At 71.2% G+C, this 17,850-nt stretch carries 14 protein-coding genes; 8 read left to right on the forward strand and 6 right to left on the reverse strand.

Annotation, left to right across the window (positions count from 1 at the left end; translation table 11 throughout):
* Positions 1 to 16 precede the first annotated feature (16 nt).
* Together AB4091_RS18270 and yczR are read right to left on the reverse strand one after the other, a co-directional pair.
* Positions 17 to 1,054 carry a magnesium transporter CorA family protein gene (locus tag AB4091_RS18270; protein WP_442293624.1) on the reverse strand — a complete coding sequence of 346 codons (1,038 nt, stop codon included), beginning with the start codon at positions 1,052 to 1,054 and terminating at the stop codon, positions 17 to 19.
* Between the two features lie 36 nt (positions 1,055 to 1,090).
* Positions 1,091 to 2,536, reverse strand: coding sequence for a MocR-like transcription factor YczR (gene yczR, locus AB4091_RS18275; RefSeq protein ID WP_442293626.1), 1,446 nt, complete (start codon positions 2,534 to 2,536; stop codon positions 1,091 to 1,093).
* Between the two features lie 61 nt (positions 2,537 to 2,597).
* Between yczR and yczE the strand changes: the two genes are divergently transcribed.
* A complete protein-coding gene (gene yczE / locus AB4091_RS18280; protein ID WP_442293628.1) occupies positions 2,598 to 3,335 on the forward strand; it encodes a membrane protein YczE in 738 nt (245 codons plus the stop codon).
* A 14-nt stretch (positions 3,336 to 3,349) separates the two neighbouring features.
* Here the strand turns inward: yczE and AB4091_RS18285 are convergent, their stop codons facing one another.
* Together AB4091_RS18285 and AB4091_RS18290 are read right to left on the reverse strand one after the other, a co-directional pair.
* Complete coding sequence (locus AB4091_RS18285) at positions 3,350 to 3,883, reverse strand: 2'-5' RNA ligase family protein (RefSeq protein ID WP_442293630.1); 534 nt, start codon at positions 3,881 to 3,883, stop codon at positions 3,350 to 3,352.
* Positions 3,884 to 3,921: 38 nt separating this feature from the next.
* Complete coding sequence (locus AB4091_RS18290; protein WP_442293632.1) at positions 3,922 to 4,548, reverse strand: TetR/AcrR family transcriptional regulator; 627 nt, start codon at positions 4,546 to 4,548, stop codon at positions 3,922 to 3,924.
* Between the two features lie 100 nt (positions 4,549 to 4,648).
* Here AB4091_RS18290 and AB4091_RS18295 point away from each other — a divergent pair, with 100 nt between their 5' ends.
* The 7 genes from AB4091_RS18295 to AB4091_RS18325 all read left to right on the forward strand — a co-directional run bounded on the left by AB4091_RS18295 (position 4,649) and on the right by AB4091_RS18325 (position 14,497).
* Entirely contained in the window at positions 4,649 to 5,794 is a 1,146-nt protein-coding gene (locus AB4091_RS18295; RefSeq protein ID WP_442293634.1) for an acyl-CoA dehydrogenase family protein, read from the forward strand.
* Positions 5,794 to 6,552: an SDR family oxidoreductase gene (locus tag AB4091_RS18300; protein WP_442293636.1), complete on the forward strand. Its 759-nt coding sequence runs from the start codon at positions 5,794 to 5,796 to the stop codon at positions 6,550 to 6,552. Before AB4091_RS18295 ends, AB4091_RS18300 begins: the two co-directional genes overlap by 1 nt.
* Before the next feature lie 134 nt (positions 6,553 to 6,686).
* Entirely contained in the window at positions 6,687 to 7,415 is a 729-nt protein-coding gene (locus AB4091_RS18305; protein WP_442293638.1) for an SDR family NAD(P)-dependent oxidoreductase, read from the forward strand.
* 320 nt (positions 7,416 to 7,735) lie between these two features.
* Entirely contained in the window at positions 7,736 to 9,907 is a 2,172-nt protein-coding gene (glgX, locus tag AB4091_RS18310; protein ID WP_442293640.1) for a glycogen debranching protein GlgX, read from the forward strand.
* A complete protein-coding gene (gene treY / locus AB4091_RS18315) occupies positions 9,904 to 12,357 on the forward strand; it encodes a malto-oligosyltrehalose synthase (protein WP_442293642.1) in 2,454 nt (817 codons plus the stop codon). Before glgX ends, treY begins: the two co-directional genes overlap by 4 nt.
* Complete coding sequence (gene treZ / locus AB4091_RS18320) at positions 12,354 to 14,168, forward strand: malto-oligosyltrehalose trehalohydrolase (RefSeq protein WP_442293644.1); 1,815 nt, start codon at positions 12,354 to 12,356, stop codon at positions 14,166 to 14,168. The genes treY and treZ overlap by 4 nt, the downstream gene beginning before the upstream one ends.
* A gap of 119 nt (positions 14,169 to 14,287) precedes the next feature.
* Positions 14,288 to 14,497: a dodecin gene (locus AB4091_RS18325; protein WP_442293646.1), complete on the forward strand. Its 210-nt coding sequence runs from the start codon at positions 14,288 to 14,290 to the stop codon at positions 14,495 to 14,497.
* Between the two features lie 91 nt (positions 14,498 to 14,588).
* On the opposite strand, the gene AB4091_RS18330 is transcribed toward AB4091_RS18325, so the two are convergent.
* A complete protein-coding gene (locus tag AB4091_RS18330) occupies positions 14,589 to 15,557 on the reverse strand; it encodes an acyl-CoA thioesterase (protein WP_442293648.1) in 969 nt (322 codons plus the stop codon).
* A 52-nt stretch (positions 15,558 to 15,609) separates the two neighbouring features.
* Positions 15,610 to 17,751, reverse strand: a complete 2,142-nt coding sequence (locus tag AB4091_RS18335; RefSeq protein WP_442293650.1) for a RecQ family ATP-dependent DNA helicase — start codon at positions 17,749 to 17,751, stop codon at positions 15,610 to 15,612.
* Positions 17,752 to 17,850 lie beyond the last annotated feature (99 nt).

A 17,850-nucleotide genomic window follows, 5' to 3' on the forward strand; every position in this document is an offset into this window, starting at 1 on the left:
TCCCGGCCCTCGGTCGTCAGATCCAGCCCTTGCGCCGGAAGACGCCGTAGAGGGTGACGGCCACCCCGGCGATGACGGCCGCGCTGAAGAGGACCCCCCAGGGCCGACCGAAGCCGGGGTAGGGCACGTTCTGGCCGAACCACCCCGTCACGGCGGTCGGGACGGCGATGATCGCGGCCCACCCGGTGAGCTTCTTCATCACCGTGTTGAGGCGGGCGTCCTGCAGAGAGAGGTTCGTCTCGAAGATCGTCGTCACCATGTCGCGCAGCGACTCGGTCCACTCGGAGGCGCGGAGGACGTGGTCGAAGAGGTCGTCGTAGAAGCCGTCGAGCTCGGTGTGCCGCTGGTCGAGCTCGCCCCGGTGCCGGAGCACGGCGTTGACGACGTCGCGCATCGGCAGCACGACACGGCGCAGCTCGACGAGCTCCTTGCGCAGTCGGTAGGTGCGCACCTGGACGGCGTGCGTCCGTCCGCTCTCGTCGAAGAGCAGGTCCTCGAGGTCCTCGATCGCGTCGTCGAGCTGCTGGATCGCCTCGAAGTGCCCGTCGACGACGGTGTCGAGCAGTCCGTGCACGAGCGCTCCGACGCCGAGCTCGAGCAGCTCGGGGTCGTCGTTCCACCGGTCGAGCACCTGCTGCATGTCGACGTCGTCGCTACCTCGGACGGTGATGATGCCGCCGGGGAGCACGAAGGCGGAGATCCGTGCCGTGCGCAGGCGGGACTCCGGTCCCAGGGGCTCGCGGTCGGCGCTTGTCGGGGTGGCGCCCGGCTCGAGCCGTGTGGCGTAGACGGTGAGGAAGGTGTGCTTCGCGTGCCGGGTCGCCTTCGGTCGCTCGCCGGCGGAGACCGCGTCCTCGACGGCGTGCGGGTCGAGCCCGAGCTCTGCGGACAGGGCGCGCAGCCCGGCGTGGTCCGGCTCGCACAGGTCGACCCAGATGAGCGAGCTCTCGCGCCCGAGGAGCTCGGAGACGTCCTCGAGGGGGAAGCCCTCGTCGACGACCTTGCCGTGCTCCCACCGGCAGGAGGTGATGCGCCCGGCGCCGTCGTTGCTCACCCGCCCAGTCTCGCAGCCACCGACCCCGCCGGCGGGTCAGGCGATGAGAGGGGTGACGTCGCGTGTCGTGGACCGCTCGCCGAGGGCGAGCTGCCACGCGTCCGCGAGGCGGCGACCGACCTCGTCGGCCTCGTCCGGAGCCGTGCAGAACGGCACGCGGACCCACCGCGTGAAGCCTCCTTCGACCCCGAACTGGCCACCGCGCGCCAGGCGGACGCCCGCCGTCTCCGCGACCCGGGCGAGCTCGTCGCCGCGAGGCTCGGGCAGCTCGCACCAGAGGTTGAGACCTCCGCTGGGCACGCTGAAGCGCCAGTCGGGTACGTGTCGCCGGAGAGACGCCACGAGGGCGTCGCGGCGGGTCCGGGCCTCGCGACGCCGGTCGACGAGCAGCGTCTCGCCCTGCCGCAGGAGATCGGCGACGACGAGCTGCTCGAGGATCGCCGTGCCGAGGTCGAGGCTGTGCCGGGCCTCGATGACGGCCTCGGCGGCGCCCTCGGGCGCCCGCACCCACCCGACCCTGAGGCCGCCCCACCACGTCTTGCCCGCGCTGCCGAGCGTGTGCGTGGCGCCGGAGGTAGCCGCGAAAGGCGCAGGCAAGGGCGAGCCCGGGGACTCGTCCAGACTCAGCTCGACGAAGGTCTCGTCGACGACGGGGACCGTGCCCGACCTGGCGAAGACGGGAGCCAGGGCCTCACGCGAGGGGCCGTCCATGACGAGTCCGGTGGGGTTCTGGTGGTCGGGGATGAGGTATGCCGCCCGCGCGCCGCTCTGACGCAGCGCGACCTCGATCGCCTCGACGTCCCACCCCGTCGGGGTGAGCTGTGCGGGCACTGCCCGATACGACGAACGCCTCACTCCGACAATGGCATTCGGGTAGGTGGGGCTCTCGACGAGCACGCGGTCGCCGGGCTCCAGGCAGGCCCGGAGGACGGCTGACAGGCCCCCATGGGCCCCGGAGGTGATGACGACCTGGTCGGGTGAGGTGGGCAGACTGCGTCCTTCGAACCACGCCGCGACCGCTGCCCGAGTCTCGGGCAGGCCGCGCGGGTCGTAGCCGGCGGTCGCGAGGAAGCGGGGGAGCTCGAGGAGCGCGCGCTCGTACGCCGCGGTGACGCCGGCAGCGGCCGGGAGGGCGGCATACGTGAGGTCGATGACGTCGGGTGGCACGTCGGTGGGGATGAGACCCGCCTGCGAGAGCGCCAAGCCGGAGGGGCCGGCAGGGAGGCAGACGACGCTGCCCGAGCCGCGTCGCGTCGCGACGAAGCCCTCGAAGCGCAGGGCGTCGAGGGCCGCGCCGACGGTCGTGCGGCTCAGGCCCAGCTCGGAGGTCAGCGTGCGTTCGCTCGGCAGCCGGGTCCCGACGAGGAGGCGCCCGTCGGACACCAGCCGGCGGATGCCGTCGGCGAGCCCGCGGTACGCCGGTCGGGGGAGCGGACCCGACCCGAGAAGAAGGGCGAGCGAGCGAGCCGAGATGGTGCGCATCGGTCCACTCTCCCACGATTGGCCCTTAAAAGGCAGTCCACTGGGCGTCATGATGGTCATCATGAGACGCCACGTCCCGCTCGCCAACATCTCCACGCGGCAGCAGCTGCGCGCCGGTCGCCTGCCCCGGCGCGTCGTCCAGCTGCTCGTCGGGCTGACCCTCTACGGCGTCTCGATGGCGATGATGATCCGCTCGACGCTCGGCCTGGACCCGTGGGACGTCTTCCACGCCGGCATCGCCACGCACGTGCCTCTGTCGTTCGGGCAGGTCACGATCATCGTCGGCGCACTCGTCCTGCTCCTCTGGGTGCCGCTGCGTCAGTGGCCCGGCCTCGGGACCGTCGCCAACGTCGTCGTCATCGGCCTCGCCGCCGACGCCGGCCTGGCCCTCCTGACACCACCCGACTCGTGGTGGGCCCGGGTCGTGCTCCTGACGTCCGGCATCGTGCTCAACGGCGTCGCGGGCGGCCTCTACATCGGCAGCCAGCTCGGCCCCGGTCCGCGCGACGGGCTGATGACCGGCTTCGCCCGCCGCACCGGCCTCTCCATCCGACTGGTGCGCACCACCATCGAGGTGGTCGTCCTGTCGGTCGGCTGGCTGCTGGGTGGTCCCGTCGGACTCGGCACCGTGCTGTATGCCGTGTCGATCGGTCCGCTCGTCCAGTTCTTCCTCCCGCGGCTGACCGTCGAGCTCGGCCCGTCCCGTGGGTTGCCGGTGACGGACGACGCAGAACAGGGCGACGCCGAGGGCATCGCCCCTGTCACCCCGCCAACGGCCATCGGCTCCACGCCGAGCTGACCGTCGCTGCTCCCTCAGCCCGTGAGTGGCCAGGAGTGCAGCACCCGGCACGAGCCGGGCTCGTACCAGGCCAGCTGCAGCTCCTCCGCACGGCAGGACGCCGGCAGGGATGCCCCCACGTGACGCGCGGTCGACGCCTCCGAGACGTCGTCGGAGACGGCGTCGAGCGTCAGGTGCGGCACGACGTCGTCGAAGGCGCCGGCATACGGCGGGCACTGCGGGAACGCCGCCCACAGCCGTCGCGTCAGCTCGGCGAACGGCGCCGCCGGCTCCGGAAGGACGTGGACGATGCCGTTGGGGAAGGTGTCGATGCGTTCGAGCGTGAAGTTGAAAGGTGCTGTGCCCGAGGCGATCTGCGCCACCTCGGCCAGTGCGGCCGGCGTGAGCGACGGCGCGGGGAGGAACGGGCCGAGGGCGGTGATGTGGGCGTGCACGAAGGCGGGGTCGCCGGAGACGTACGCCTGGTCGTAGTGCGCGTGACGCGCGCGGACGAAGGCCTCGAGCGGCGCCACCGGCACCTGCAGCACGCTGTGCCCGGGAGTCCGCACGCGCTCGAGGCTCCGGGTGCTGTCGACGCCGTCGACGCTCAGTGCGCGGCGCCGACGAGGCGCAGGGCGAGAGCGGCGTTCGTCGAGCCGATCTCGGAAGGGGTGCGCCGGATCGTGGGGGAGTACCACCGCGCGACGTCGACCACGATCGAGAGCAGCGCGAGCGCGGTGTCGGCGCTGTCGTCGACCGTGAAGGCGCCGTCGGTGACGCCGCGGTCGAGGACGTCGCGCACGAGGGAGTCCATCTCCTTGCGCAGGGCCAGCACCTCGGCGTGGTGGTCGGGCGTCAGGTGGTGGTGCTCGTACTGGACGACCCTGGCCACCTGGTACTGCTCGACGTGCCACTCGGAGAAGCGCGCCATGATGTTGGCCAGCTGCTCGGCCGGCGTGCGGCCGTCGGTGATGGCCGAGCGGAGCAGCCGGACCGCCGACTCGTGGCCGCTGCGGCTGAGGTTGAAGAGCAGCTCCTCCTTGGACCCGAAGTGGACGTAGACGCCGGCGGGGGAGAGCCCCGCGCCGGACGCGATGTCGCGGGTCGTCGTGGCGTGGAAACCCTTGTCGGCGAAGGCGTGGGCCGCGGCCTGCAGCAGTCGTTCGACGGTCGACGCGTCGGGGTCGGACCTCGGGGCGCTCGTCGCGGGAGGCGTCGTGGTGGGCTGCGGCACGTTGACAGCATGCCGCAGCGGAGTCAGACTAAGCAAGCGCTTAGTTACCGATCGGTACCCGCGCGCGCCGCACCCGTGAGCACGCCCGATGGAGGACGCCATGCCCCGCAACATCTACGACGAGGACCACGAGGCGATGCGCGCGTCGGCGCGCGAGTTCGTCGCCCGCACGCTCGCGCCGCGAGCCGAGGAGATGGTCGAGCTCAAGTCCATCCCCCGCGACATCTGGACCGCCGCGGGCAAGCAGGGCTTCTTCGGCTTCGACATCCCCGAGGAGTTCGGCGGTGCAGGGGTCGACGACTACCGCTTCAACGCCATCGTCGCCGAGGAGATGTCGCGCTTCAACGCCGCGACGAGCTCGTGCTTCGGCATCCACTCCGACGTGTGCCCGCCCTACATCGTCGACCTCGGCACCGAGGAGCAGAAGCAGCGCTGGCTGCCCGGCATGGCGAGCGGCGACCTGATCTGCGCCATCGCGATGACCGAGCCATCGGGCGGCTCCGACCTCGCCGCCCTCAAGACCACGGCCGTGCGCGACGGCGATGGCTGGCTCCTCAACGGCTCCAAGACCTTCATCACCAACGGCTACCAGGCCGACCTCGTCATCGTGGCGGCGCGCACCGACCCGTCCAAGGGCGCCAAGGGCATCACCCTCTTCATGGTCGAGCGCGGCATGGAGGGCTTCGTCAACGGCCGCAAGCTCGACAAGGTCGGCATGGACGAGTCCGACACCGCCGAGCTGTTCTTCGAGAACGTGCGGGTGCCTGACGAGAACCGCCTCGGCGAGGAGGGCATGGGCTTCATCGCGATGATGCAGCGTCTTCCGCAGGAGCGCATCGGAGCGGCCGTCTCCAACGTCGCCCACGCGAAGAAGATCCTCGAGGAGACGATCCAGTACGCCAAGGACCGCAAGGCGTTCGGCCAGCCGATCGGGGCCTTCCAGCACAACAAGTTCCTGATGGCCGAGCTGGTCACGAAGATCGAGGTCGCCGAGGCGTACGTCGACGACTGCGTCGCCGCGCACGCCGACGGCAAGCTCTCCGCCGTCGACGCCGCCAAGGCCAAGTGGTGGAGCTCGCAGGTGCAGAACGACGTGCTCGACCACTGCGTCCAGCTGCACGGCGGCTACGGCTTCATGAACGAGTACCGCGTGGCCCGCGCCTGGCGCGACGCCCGCGTCACGAAGATCTGGGCCGGCTCCAACGAGATCATGAAGGAGCTCATCGGCCGGGACCTCGGCTTCTGATGGGGGCTCACTCCGGAGCCGTCGCGATCGTCACCGGGGCGAGCCGCGGCATCGGCCTCGGCATCGCCGAGCGCCTCGTCGCGGAGGGCGCCAAGGTCGTCATCACCGCGCGCAAGCCCGAGGCGCTCGCCGAGGCGGTCGAGCAGCTCGGCGGCCCCGGGCACGCCCTCGGCATCGCCGGCAACGCCGCCGACGAGGCGCACCAGGACGAGGTCGTCGCCGCCGCGCGCGAGACGTTCGGCGGGCTGCACCTGCTCGTCAACAACACCGGCATCAACCCCGCCTACGGTCCGATGCTCGACTCGGACGTCGACGTCGCGCGGAAGGTGCTCGACGTCAACGTCGTCGCCGCGTTCTCGTGGATCAAGAAGGCCGTGGCCGCGGGCCTCGGCGACGAGGCGCACCCGGGTTCCGTCGTCAACCTCGCGTCGGTCGCCGGCCAGGGTGCGTCGGGCGTGATCGGCTGGTATGGCGTCTCCAAGGCGGCGCTCATCCACCTGACGACCGAGCTCGGCTACGAGCTCGGCCCCGACGTGCGCGTGAACGCCGTCGCACCGGCGGTCGTCAAGACGAAGTTCGCGGAGGCGCTCTACGAGGGCCGCGAGGAGAAGGTCGTGCGCGCCTACCCGATGAAGCGGCTCGGGCTTCCCGAGGACGTCGCGGGCGCCGTCAGCTTCCTCCTGAGCAGCGACGCCTCGTGGATCACCGGCCAGACGCTGACGATCGACGGCGGCGTCACCCTGGGCGGGGCCCTGTAGCCGGCCCGCACGCGCGACAGCGACTGTCGCACACCAGGTATGCCGTCCACCAAAGGGTGGACAGGATCCTTCCCTCGGCGGTCCGGGGGTGCCAGCGTTTCTCTGCCAGGCATCGGGACTGCCAAGAGGAAGCCGTGACCGACACCGTCGCCCTCGTCACCGGAGCCACCCGTGGCATCGGCCGCCAGCTCGTCGTCGACCTCGCCCGGCGGGGGGTCACGGTGCTCGCGTCCGGTCGCGTCGCCGAGGCTGCGCGCGCGACGGCTGCCGAGCTGGCCGCCGAGGGCGACGTGCGGGCCCTGGACCTGGACCTCGACGTGACCGATGCGCAGGCCGTCGAGGCGGTACCGGCGGCGGTCCGAGACGCCGCCGGTCGCCTCGACGTCCTCGTCAACAACGCCGCCGCGTTCGTCGACTGGACCGAGGTGGCATCCGTGGCCGACCTCGACGCCGCGCACCGGGTCATGGAGACCAACCTCTTCGGACCGTGGCGACTGACCCAGGTGCTCCTGCCGCTGCTGCGCGAGAGCCCGCACCCTCGGGTCGTCAACGTCTCGAGCGGTGGCGGGTCGCACGGCGACGAGCAGTTCGGCCTGACGCAGCGAGGCGGTGCCGCGGCGAGCTACGGGGTCAGCAAGGCCGCTCTCAACGCCCTGACGTCCACGCTGGCAGTCGAACTCGCCGGCACGCCGGTCCTGGTCAATGCCGTCTGTCCGGGGTTGACGGCGACCTGGCCGGGCGCCGAGCAGATGGGCGCGCGGCCGGTCGAGGAGGGGGCGGCCTCGGTGCTCGCGGCTGCCCTGCTGCCCGACGACGGACCGTCCGGGGCCTTCCTGCGCGACGGGCGGGTGATCCCCTGGTGACGGGCGGATGCCTGTCAAAGGAAGTCGACAGAACCCAGGCAGTCCAGCCCCGCAGAGTGCGACACGGTCAGGGCCTTCCGAGGGAGCTCGTGGGTGAAGGGTGAAGCCGCTCTGCCGCGTCGCCGGTTGGACTTCATCGGGTACTGAGAGCAAGGACGTGCGAGCTGACGGACCACGCGACTCGCCGACCGGCATACGGCCGGTGTTGCGTGGCCCCGGGGCGAGCAGGCAAGAATGGCGCCTGCGGCCACCGTCGTCCGCCCAGTGCCACACGGTGGCACCGCGGCCAACCGGTCGCGACCGACGACGGAAGTAGTTGCATGGAGATCTGGCCCGGCAAGCCCTACCCCCTGGGGGCCACCTACGACGGCTCAGGAGTGAACTTCGCCGTCTTCTCCGAGGTCGCGGAGCGCATCGAGCTCTGCCTGCTCGACGACGACCTGAACGAGACCCGCCTCGACCTGCCCGAGGTCGACGGCTTCGTCTGGCACGGCTACGTGCCCTACGTGCAGCCCGGGCAGCGCTACGGCTTCCGAGTGCACGGACCCTACGACCCGGCCAACGGCCACCGCTGCAACCCCAGCAAGTTCCTGCTCGACCCCTACGCGAAGGCGATCGAGGGTCAGGCAGAGAACGACCAGTCGCTCTACTCGTACACCTTCGGCGACGCCAAGGCCGCCACGACGACGAAGGTCAACACCGACGACAGCGTGCGGCACACGATGCACTCGATCGTCATCAACCCGTTCTTCGACTGGGGCGACGACCGCCCGCCGCGCCACGAGTACCACGAGAGCGTCATCTACGAGGCCCACGTCAAGGGCCTCACGAAGCTGCACCCCGAGATCCCCGAGGAGATCCGGGGAACGTACGCCGGCATCGCGCACCCGGCGATGATCAAGCACCTCAGTGACCTCGGGATCACCGCCATCGAGCTCATGCCCGTGCACCAGTTCGTCCAGGACGCGCCGCTCGTCGACCGCGGGCTGTCGAACTACTGGGGCTACAACACCATCGGCTTCCTCGCGCCGCACAACGAGTACGCCGCCGGCGGGCATCGCGGCCAGCAGGTGCTCGAGTTCAAGGCGATGGTCAAGGCGCTGCACGCGGCGAACATCGAGGTCATCCTCGACGTCGTCTACAACCACACGGCCGAGGGCAACCACATGGGCCCGACGCTGGCGTTCCGCGGCCTGGACAACAACAGCTACTACCGCCTGGTCAGCGACGACCTGTCGCACTACTACGACACGACCGGCACGGGCAACAGCCTGCTCATGCGCAGCCCACACGTGCTCCAGCTCATCATGGACTCGCTGCGCTACTGGGTCACCGAGATGCACGTCGACGGCTTCCGCTTCGACCTGGCCGCGACCCTGGCCCGCCAGTTCCACGAGGTCGACAAGCTGTCGGCGTTCTTCGACCTCATCCAGCAGGACCCTGTCGTCAGCCAGGTCAAGCTCATCGCCGAGCCGTGGGACGTCGGCGAGGGTGGCTACCAGGTCGGCAACTTCCCGCCGCTGTGGACCGAGTGGAACGGCAAGTTCCGCGACACGGTCCGCGACTTCTGGCGTGGGGAGGGCGGCGCGCTCGGTGAGTTCGCCTCTCGCTTCACAGGTTCCAGCGACCTCTACGAGCACTCGGCTCGCAAGCCCATCGCGTCGATCAACTTCGTCACGGCCCACGACGGCTTCACGCTGCGCGATCTCGTGTCCTACAACGAGAAGCACAACGAGGCCAACGGCGAGGGCAACAACGACGGCGAGAGCCACAACCGGTCGTGGAACTGCGGCGTCGAGGGGCCCTCCGACGACCCGACCGTCCGCGACCTGCGGCTGCGGCAGCAGCGCAACTTCCTCACCACCCTCCTCTTCTCGCAGGGCGTCCCGATGCTGCTGCACGGCGACGAGCTCGGTCGCACGCAGGGCGGCAACAACAACGGCTACTGCCAGGACAACGACATCTCGTGGATCCAGTGGATCCTCGACGACGACGACCAGAAGCTCCTGACGTTCACCCAGTCGCTCGTCAAGCTCCGCCGCGAGCACCCGGTCTTCCGTCGTCGGCGCTTCTTCGCCGGCAGCGCCGACCACGGCGGCGAGAGCGAGCTCGGCGACATCGCCTGGTTCACGCCGGACGCCGAGCACATGGACGACGAGGCGTGGAGCAACGGCCTCGCGAAGTCGCTCATGGTCTTCCTCAACGGCTCGGCCATCCCCGAACCCGACCCGCGGGGGCAGACGATCCACGACGACTCGTTCCTCGTGATGTTCAACGCCCACAACGGGCCGCTGACCTTCACGCTGCCCGAGGAGGAGTACGGCACGGAGTGGATCCCGGTCATCGACACGGCCCTGCACGACGTGCAGGCCAACCATCTCGAACCCACGTGGCAGATCCAGGTCCAGCCGCGCAGCATCGTCGTGCTGAGGTGTCCGCGTGAGGTCGTCTCGCCCATCATCCCGGGCGTCACCGAGGAGGCCACGGCGTGAGGTACGCCAGCGCGCCGGTCTCGACCCACCGGCTCCAGCTCGAGCCGGACTTCACCCTCGACGACGCGGCGTCGCTGGTCGACCACCTGGCGACGCTGGGCGTGACGCACCTCTACCTGTCGCCGATCCTCCAGGCGACCGTGGGCTCGAAGCACGGCTACGACGTCACCGACCACTCACGGGTGGCCGAGGGCATCGGCGGCGACGCGGCATACGCCCGCCTCGTCGAGCGTGCCCACGCGGCAGGCATCGGCATCGTCGTCGACGTCGTGCCCAACCACATGACCACGCCGACTCCCTTGTCGCTCAACGCTCCCCTGTGGTCGGTGCTGCGTGAGGGACGAGGCTCCGCGTATGCCGTGTGGTTCGACGTCGACTGGGACGCGCAGGACGGGCGCATCCTGCTGCCCGTCCTCGGGCGCCCGCTCGACGAGGTCCTGGCCGCCGGGGAGATCTCCGTCGGTGAGCAGGGCGGCGAGTCGGTCGTGCGGTACTACGACCACGTCTTCCCGGTCGCTCCGGGCACGGACCTCTCCCTGCCGCTGGATCAGCTGCTCGACGCGCAGCACTACCGGCTCGCGTCGTGGACGGTCGGCGACTCCGAGCTGAACTACCGACGCTTCTTCGACGTGACGTCGCTCATCGCCGTACGCGTCGAGGAGCCCGAGGTCTTCGACGCGACCCACACGCTGCTCGTCGACGGGGTGCGGTCGGGCACGATCGACGGGCTGCGCATCGACCACCCCGACGGGCTCGCCGACCCCGAGGGCTACCTCGAGCGCCTGGCCGAGGCGACCGGTGATACCTGGGTCGTCGTCGAGAAGATCCTCGAGGGCAAGGAGCAGCTGCCGCACGCGTGGCACACGGCCGGCACGACCGGCTACGACGCCCTGCTGCGTGTCGGTGGCCTGTTCGTCGACCCCGAGGGCGCCGAGCCGCTGGCCGGGCTGTCCGAGCAGCTGCTCGGGGAGCGCCAGGACCTCGACGCCATCGTCGCCGAGTCGAAGCGCTGGGTGGTCACCGTCATGCTGGCGACCGAGGTGAGCCGGCTCATGCGGCTCGTGGCCCGCGCCCGACCGGACCTCGACCAGGCATCGGCCCGCGAGGTGCTCGAGGCGATGCTCGTGGGCATGGACCGCTACCGGGTCTACATCCGCCCCGGGCACCCGCGCGAGGGCCTGTCGGCGGAGCCGCTCGAGCTCGCCCTCGCGGAGGGCGCCGGCGAGCACTACGACACGCTCGACCGCGCCAGCGCCGAAGGTCTCGTCGACCTCGCGCTCGGCGAGGGGCAGGTCCAGGACGAGACCGCTCGCGACGAGTTCGTCGTGCGTTTCCAGCAGACGTGCGGGCCGGCGATGGCCAAGGCGATAGAGGACACCGCGTACTACCGCTACGTGCGCCTCGTCGGCCTCAACGAGGTCGGGGGCGACCCGAGGCAGGTGGGGCTGGCGACCGACGAGTTCCACCGGTTCGCGCTGAACCTCCTCGACTCGTGGCCGCAGACGATGACGACGCTCTCGACGCACGACACGAAGCGGTCCGAGGACGTGCGGGCCCGGTTGTATGTGCTGTCCGAGCGGCCCGGGCAGTGGGCCGCCTGGGTGCGCACCGCCCGCGAGCTGGCCGGCGCGGTGCGTGCCGACGAGCTGGACGCGCTCACCGAGTACTTCCTGTGGCAGACCGTCGTCGGCGCGTGGCCGATCAGCGAGGAGCGGCTCCAGGCCTACGCGCTCAAGGCGATCCGCGAGTCGAAGCTGCACACGCGGTGGACCGAGCCGAACGAGGCCTACGAGTCGGCCGTCGAGCGTTTCGTGGCCGGAGTCGTGTCGACGCCGGAGATCGCGGCGCACGTGGAGGCGTGGGTCCTGGCAACGCGCAGGGAGACGCGGGCCAACGTGCTGGGGCAGAAGCTGGTCCAGCTCACGATGTCCGGGGTGCCGGACGTCTACCAGGGCACCGACCTCGTCGACCTCTCGCTCGTCGACCCCGACAACCGCCGCCTCGTCGACTACGACGACCGACGGGCCCGCCTCGCGCGGCTCGACGAGGGCGCCGCGCCGTCCGACCTGTCGGACGAGAAGCTGCTCGTGACGGCTGCAGCGCTGAGGACGCGCCGCGGCTGGCCGGAGTGCTTCACGGGCGAGGGTGCGACGTACGTGCCGATCGCGACGACGTCACCCCACGCCGTGACCTTCGGTCGAGGCACCCAGGAGGGCGTCGAGGTCATCACCGTCGTGACACGGCTCGCGGGGCGACTCGCCGACACAGGCGGATTCGGCGAGGCGACGGTCGATCTCCCGGACGGCGACTGGTCCGACGCCGTGACCGCTCGCACCTTCTCGGGGGGCCAGGTCCGGCTCTCCGAGCTCATCGGCGGTGACGCCGCCGGTGACGGTGGGCGGAACGGCCTGCCCGTAGCGCTGCTCGTGCGGGTACGTGACGACGCATGACCGCAGACCCGATCCGCGTCTGGGCGCCCTCGGCCCGCAGCGTCGACGTGCTCGTCAGCCCGGTCGCCGGGGCTGGGGCCGGGGCTGACGCCGACCGTGACGCCATGGAGCCGAGGGACGGCGGGTGGTGGTCATGGACGCCGCCGAGCGGGGACTCCGTCGACTACGCGTTCAGTCTCGACGGCGGCGACCCGAGACCCGACCCGCGCAGCCCGTGGCAGCCCTTCGGGGTGCACGGTCCCAGCCGCAGCTTCGACGCGGCAGCGCACGCCTGGGCCGACGACGACTGGCCCGGCGCGAGGGGCGGCCGGGGCGTGCTCGGCGGCGTCGTCTACGAGCTCCACCTCGGCACCTTCACGCGCGAGGGCACTCTCGATGCCGCCATCGGCCACCTCGACCACCTCGTCGAGCTCGGTGTCGACGTCGTCGAGGTCATGCCCGTGTCGGCCTTCGGTGGAACGCACGGGTGGGGCTACGACGGCGTGGCCCCGTATGCCGTGCAGCACGCGTACGGCGGACCGGCGGCCTTCCAGCGCTTCGTCGACGCGTGCCATGCCCGGGGACTGGGCGTCTGCCTCGACGTCGTCTACAACCACCTCGGCCCGACCGGCAACTACCTTGCCGAGTTCGGTCCCTACTTCACCGACACCCACACGACCCCATGGGGCCCGGCCGTGAACCTCGACGCCGACGGCAGCCACGAGGTGCGCCGCTGGGTCGTCGACAACGCCCTCCGTTGGTTCCGAGAGTTCCACGTCGACGCGCTGCGGCTCGACGCGGTCCACGAGCTGCGAGACGGCTCCGAGCATCACATCCTCGCGCAGCTATCCGACGAGACTGCCTCTCTGGCAACGGAGCTCGGCCGCCCACTCGACCTCATCGCCGAGAGCGACCTCAACGACGCGATGATGGTCACACCGACGGCGCAGGGTGGCCGCGGCATGACGGCGCAGTGGGACGACGACGTCCATCACGCCCTCCACGTCGCCCTCACCGGTGAGACCCAGGGCTACTACGCCGACTTCGCGGGCGGCACGGAGGCATGGCCAGACGGCGGTGCGATCTCGGTTCTGGCGAAGACCCTGACCGACGCCTTCCTGCACGACGGCCGGTTCTCGACGTTCCGCGGATCCGTGTGGGGTGCGCGGGTGGACCCCGCTGCGCACTCGGGGCACCAGTTCCTCGCCTACCTGCAGACCCACGACCAGGTCGGCAACCGCGCCACCGGAGACCGCATCAGCGAGCAGGTCTCGCCGGGCCAGCAGGCGATCGGGGCCGCCCTCTACCTGCTCTCGCCCTACACGGCCATGGTCTTCATGGGCGAGGAGTGGCGGGCGAGCACCCCTTTCGCCTTCTTCACCTCGTTCGAGGAGGAGTGGCTCGCCGACGCCGTGCGGTCGGGCCGACGGGCCGAGTTCGCGGCGCACGGCTGGGACGAGGCCGATGTGCCCGATCCGCAGGACCCTGCCACCCGCGACCAGAGCGTGCTCGACTGGAGGGAGCCCGCGGCGCCCGGCCACATCGAGATGCTCCACTTCTACCGTGAGCTGATCCGGGTCCGCCGCACCCAGCCGGACGTCGCATCGGGTGACCTGCGCTCGACGTCGGTCCGGTTCGACGAGAACGAGCGCTGGCTGGTGCTGTCGCGCGGCTCCGTGCACGTCGTCTGCAACCTCGCTGTCCGGAGCCAGGTGGTGGCTCTGGACGGCGACGTGCAGCACGTCCTCGCGTCCTGGGGTCGTGCGCCGATCGTCGACGAGCACGGGGTCTGGCTCGACGGGCACGACGTCGCGGTGGTGCGCACTGCCTGAGGTCCGAGCGGTCGCCGGTCAGAGATCGATCGGCGAAGCCCGGTCGTGGCCTGACGAGGGGTCTAGTTTGGTTCGAGGCGGCTCGGAGAGCCCGGGTGCCTTGAGCGAATCGAGAAGCCATGGCCAACCACGTGTATTCGATCTCCGAGGTCGTCGGATCATCGCCCGACGGGATCGAGGCCGCCGTCGGGAATGCGGTCGCCAAGGCGAGCTCGACCTTGCGCAACCTCGACTGGTTCGAGGTGAAGGACATCCGTGGCCAGCTCACCGACGGAGCCGTCGCGCACTGGCAGGTGACGGTCAAGCTCGGCTTCCGGCTCGAGGACTGACACGGGACCAGCCCGGCCCGGCGAGGGCCTGGTCAGCCGACCATGCCGGGCATAGCCGGAGGCGGCTCGCCGCACGGGTGGATCTGCGGCGTCAGGACTCCTTGACGCGCACCATGCCCTCCTGAGCGGTGGTCGCGACGAGCATGCCGTCCTGCGAGAACATCTCACCGATCGACAGCCCGCGTCCGCTGACCGCCGAGGGGGACTGCTGGGCATACAGCAGCCAGTCGTCGGCCCGGGCCTCTCGGTGGAACCACATGGAGTGGTCGAGGCTCGCAACCCGCAGCCGCGGGTCGGTCCAGACCATGCCGTGGCGCCGCAGCACTGGTTCGAGCAGCGAGTAGTCGCTGGAGTAGGCGAGGACGGCGGCGTGCAGCAGCGGGTCGTCGGGCAGGCGACCGATGGCCCGCATCCAGACGTGGTTGGTGGCGACCTGCTGCTGGCCCGCGTCGAGGAACATGTTGCTCTCGACGGGTCGCATCTCGATGGGCCTGGACTCCGCGATGTGCCTCGCCCCCGGGTGGTCGACGCCCCGGAAGGTGTCGGCGAGGGAGACGAGTCCGTCGGGACCCGCAACGGCGGGCATCGGGTCCTGGTGGTCGAGGCCGCCGGCCCGCTCCTGGAAAGAGCACGTCATCGACATGATCGGCGCGCCCTTCTGCACCGCGTGAACTCGTCGGGTCGAGAAGGAGTTGCCGTCGCGCATCTCCTCGACCGCGAAGCGGATCGGCAGGGTGTCGTCGCCGGGCCGCATGAAGTAGCCGTGCAGCGAGTGGATCGGCCGGGTGCCGTCGCCGTCGTTGACGTCGCGCACCGTGATGCCGGCGGCCATGACGCACTGTGCCAGCACCTGGCCGCCGAAGACGCGCCCGTGCGGCATCTTCTGGCTGCGGCCTTCGAAGACGCGCGCCGAGGTCGCTCCGATGGACTCCGCGGCGTCACGTCCCAGCACGTCGGTGACGGCGATCCTGGCCGTCCCGATGTCGCGCAGGGTCAGCACGTCGAGGAGGTCCTCGAGTGGTGGCAGCGGGCGCGGCTCAGCGGGGGCGTCGGCACTCACACGACGACCCTACTGGCCGCCTCACCACGAGAGCCCGGGGCCGCGACGCGTGTCACGCCTCGAGCGCGAGGGTCAGCGGGAGCACGGCTGAAGCGCCCGCCTCGCGCAACAACCCGGCGCAGACGGTGAGCGTCCAGCGGGAGTCGCTGACGTCGTCGACGAGCAGGACCGGACCCGGCACCCCTGCGAGCGACGCGGCCAGCTCGGGACCGACCGCCAGCCGACCCCACACGTTGGCGAGCCTGAAGGCGCTGTTGCCGCCTGGCTCGCCGACGGGGCCCCCCTCGACGAGGTCGAGCGACCCGAGGTAAGGGAGGCGCCCGAGCTGACCGAGGCCGGCCGCGAGTGACCCGACGAGCTGTGGTCGGCGTCGCGACGGCACCGAGACGATCGCGGCCGGCCGCTCAGCCCAGCCCCATCCGGCGAGCACGTCGACGCAGGCCCGGACGGCTTCGGCGGGCACGTCGCGGTCATCGCCGCGCAGCAGCTCACGCAGGCGTTGCCCCCATCCCAGATCGCTCAGGCGGGCCACCGCGCGCCCCTCACCCATGGCGATGGCCGGGGCGATCTTGCCCTTGAGGGGCACGCCGAGGCGGTCCATGCCGCTGGGCCACTGCGCCCTGGGCTCGAGGACGACGCCCGGACGCTCGAGCCGAGAGCGAGCGGTGTTGACGGCGGCCTCGGGGATCGTGGTGTCGAACCACGGCGCGGTGCACCGGTCGCAGCGCCCGCACGGCTCGGCCGAGTCGTCGTCGAGGCACTCCTGCAGGAACGCCATGCGGCACCGGTCGGTGCGCTCGTAGTCGACCATGAGCTGCTGCTCGCGCTCACGGGCCTCGGAGACACGCCCGTAGCGCTCGGCGTCGTAGGTCCACGGCTCGCCCGTCGCGGTCCAGCCGCCGGGGACGCGGTGCACGGCCCCGTCGACGTCGAGCACCTTGAGGAGCAGCTCCAACCGGGTGCGTCGCACGTCGACGATCGTCTCGAGCGCCATGGTCGACAGCGGTCGCTCGGACTCGGTGAGGGCCCGCACGACGGCGTCGGCCTGGTCCTGCCTTGGCATCGATGCGGACGCGAAGTAGCGCCAGATGTCCTTGTCCTCGGGCCCTGGCATGAGCAGCACGTCGGCCCGGTCGGTGGCGCGACCGGCACGGCCGACCTGCTGGTAGTAGGCGACGGGCGACGACGGCGCGCCGAGGTGCAGGACGAAGCCGAGGTCGGGCTTGTCGAAGCCCATGCCGAGGGCCGACGTCGCGATGAGGGCCTTGACCTGGTTGTCGCGCAGCGCCTCCTCGAGCCGGATGCGTTCACTTGGCTCGGTGCGACCGGTGTAGGCGGCGACCTGGTGGCCGGCCTCGCGCAGGGCGACCGCGACGTCCTCGGCGGCGGCCACGGTGAGTGCGTAGACGATGCCCGAACCCGGCAGGTCGCCGAGGTGCGCGATGAGCCACGCCAGTCGCTGCTCGGGCGCGGCCAGTGGCAGCACCCCGAGGCGCAGCGACGCGCGAGCCAGCGGGCCACGCAGGGTGAGCACGTCACGCCCGCCGGCGCCGAGCTGTTCGACGACGTCGGTGACGACCCGGGCGTTGGCGGTGGCCGTGGTGGCGAGCACCGGGGTGCGCTCGGGCAGCGTCGTCAGCAGGTCGCGGATGCGGCGGTAGTCGGGCCGGAAGTCGTGGCCCCAGTCGCTGATGCAGTGGGCCTCGTCGACGACGAGCAGGCCGCAGGACTCGGCCAGCGCGGGCAGCTGCTCGTCGCGGAAGCGGGGGTTGTTGAGGCGCTCGGGGCTGACGAGCAGCACGTCGACCTCGCCGCGGGTGAGCGCGCCCGAGACCGCACCCCACTCGTCCGCGTTGGTGGAGTTGAGCGTCACGGCCCGGATGCCGGCGCGCTCCGCCGCAGCGATCTGGTCGCGCATGAGCGCCAGGAGCGGGCTGACGATGACCGTGGGGCCGGCCCCCTCGGCGCGGCGCAGGGCCGTCGCGACGAAGTAGACGGCCGACTTGCCCCAGCCGGTGCGCTGCACGACCAGAACCCGTCGTCGGCCGGCGACGAGCTCGTTGACCGCCTCGAGCTGACCGTCGCGGAAGTCGACGTCGTCCCGCCCCACAAGGCGCCGGAGCGCGGTGGTCGCCCGTTCGCGCAGGGCGGGATCGACGTCGGCAACGGGGGGAGCGGCGAGGGGTGACGTCATGGCACCCAACCTACGTGGCCCCACCGACCGGGCCGACCGGCATACCCGGGCTGTGGACGGTGGGCCGTCCACCGACAGGGATGTGGACGAGCGGCCACG

This window comes from Terrabacter sp. 2RAF25, from assembly GCF_052115265.1.
Lineage (GTDB): Bacteria > Actinomycetota > Actinomycetes > Actinomycetales > Dermatophilaceae > Terrabacter.

What these genes read in the sequence shown, in the direction of transcription:
- yczR (WP_442293626.1), bottom strand. Translation starts at nt 2,536, where the DNA reads ATGCGCACCATCTCGGCTCGCTCGCTCGCCCTTCTTCTCGGGTCGGGT.
- yczE (WP_442293628.1), top strand. Translation starts at nt 2,598, where the DNA reads ATGAGACGCCACGTCCCGCTCGCCAACATCTCCACGCGGCAGCAGCTG.
- AB4091_RS18295 (WP_442293634.1), top strand. Translation starts at nt 4,649, where the DNA reads ATGCCCCGCAACATCTACGACGAGGACCACGAGGCGATGCGCGCGTCG.
- AB4091_RS18300 (WP_442293636.1), top strand. Translation starts at nt 5,794, where the DNA reads ATGGGGGCTCACTCCGGAGCCGTCGCGATCGTCACCGGGGCGAGCCGC.
- glgX (WP_442293640.1), top strand. Translation starts at nt 7,736, where the DNA reads ATGGAGATCTGGCCCGGCAAGCCCTACCCCCTGGGGGCCACCTACGAC.
- treZ (WP_442293644.1), top strand. Translation starts at nt 12,354, where the DNA reads ATGACCGCAGACCCGATCCGCGTCTGGGCGCCCTCGGCCCGCAGCGTC.
- AB4091_RS18325 (WP_442293646.1), top strand. Translation starts at nt 14,288, where the DNA reads ATGGCCAACCACGTGTATTCGATCTCCGAGGTCGTCGGATCATCGCCC.
- AB4091_RS18335 (WP_442293650.1), bottom strand. Translation starts at nt 17,751, where the DNA reads ATGACGTCACCCCTCGCCGCTCCCCCCGTTGCCGACGTCGATCCCGCC.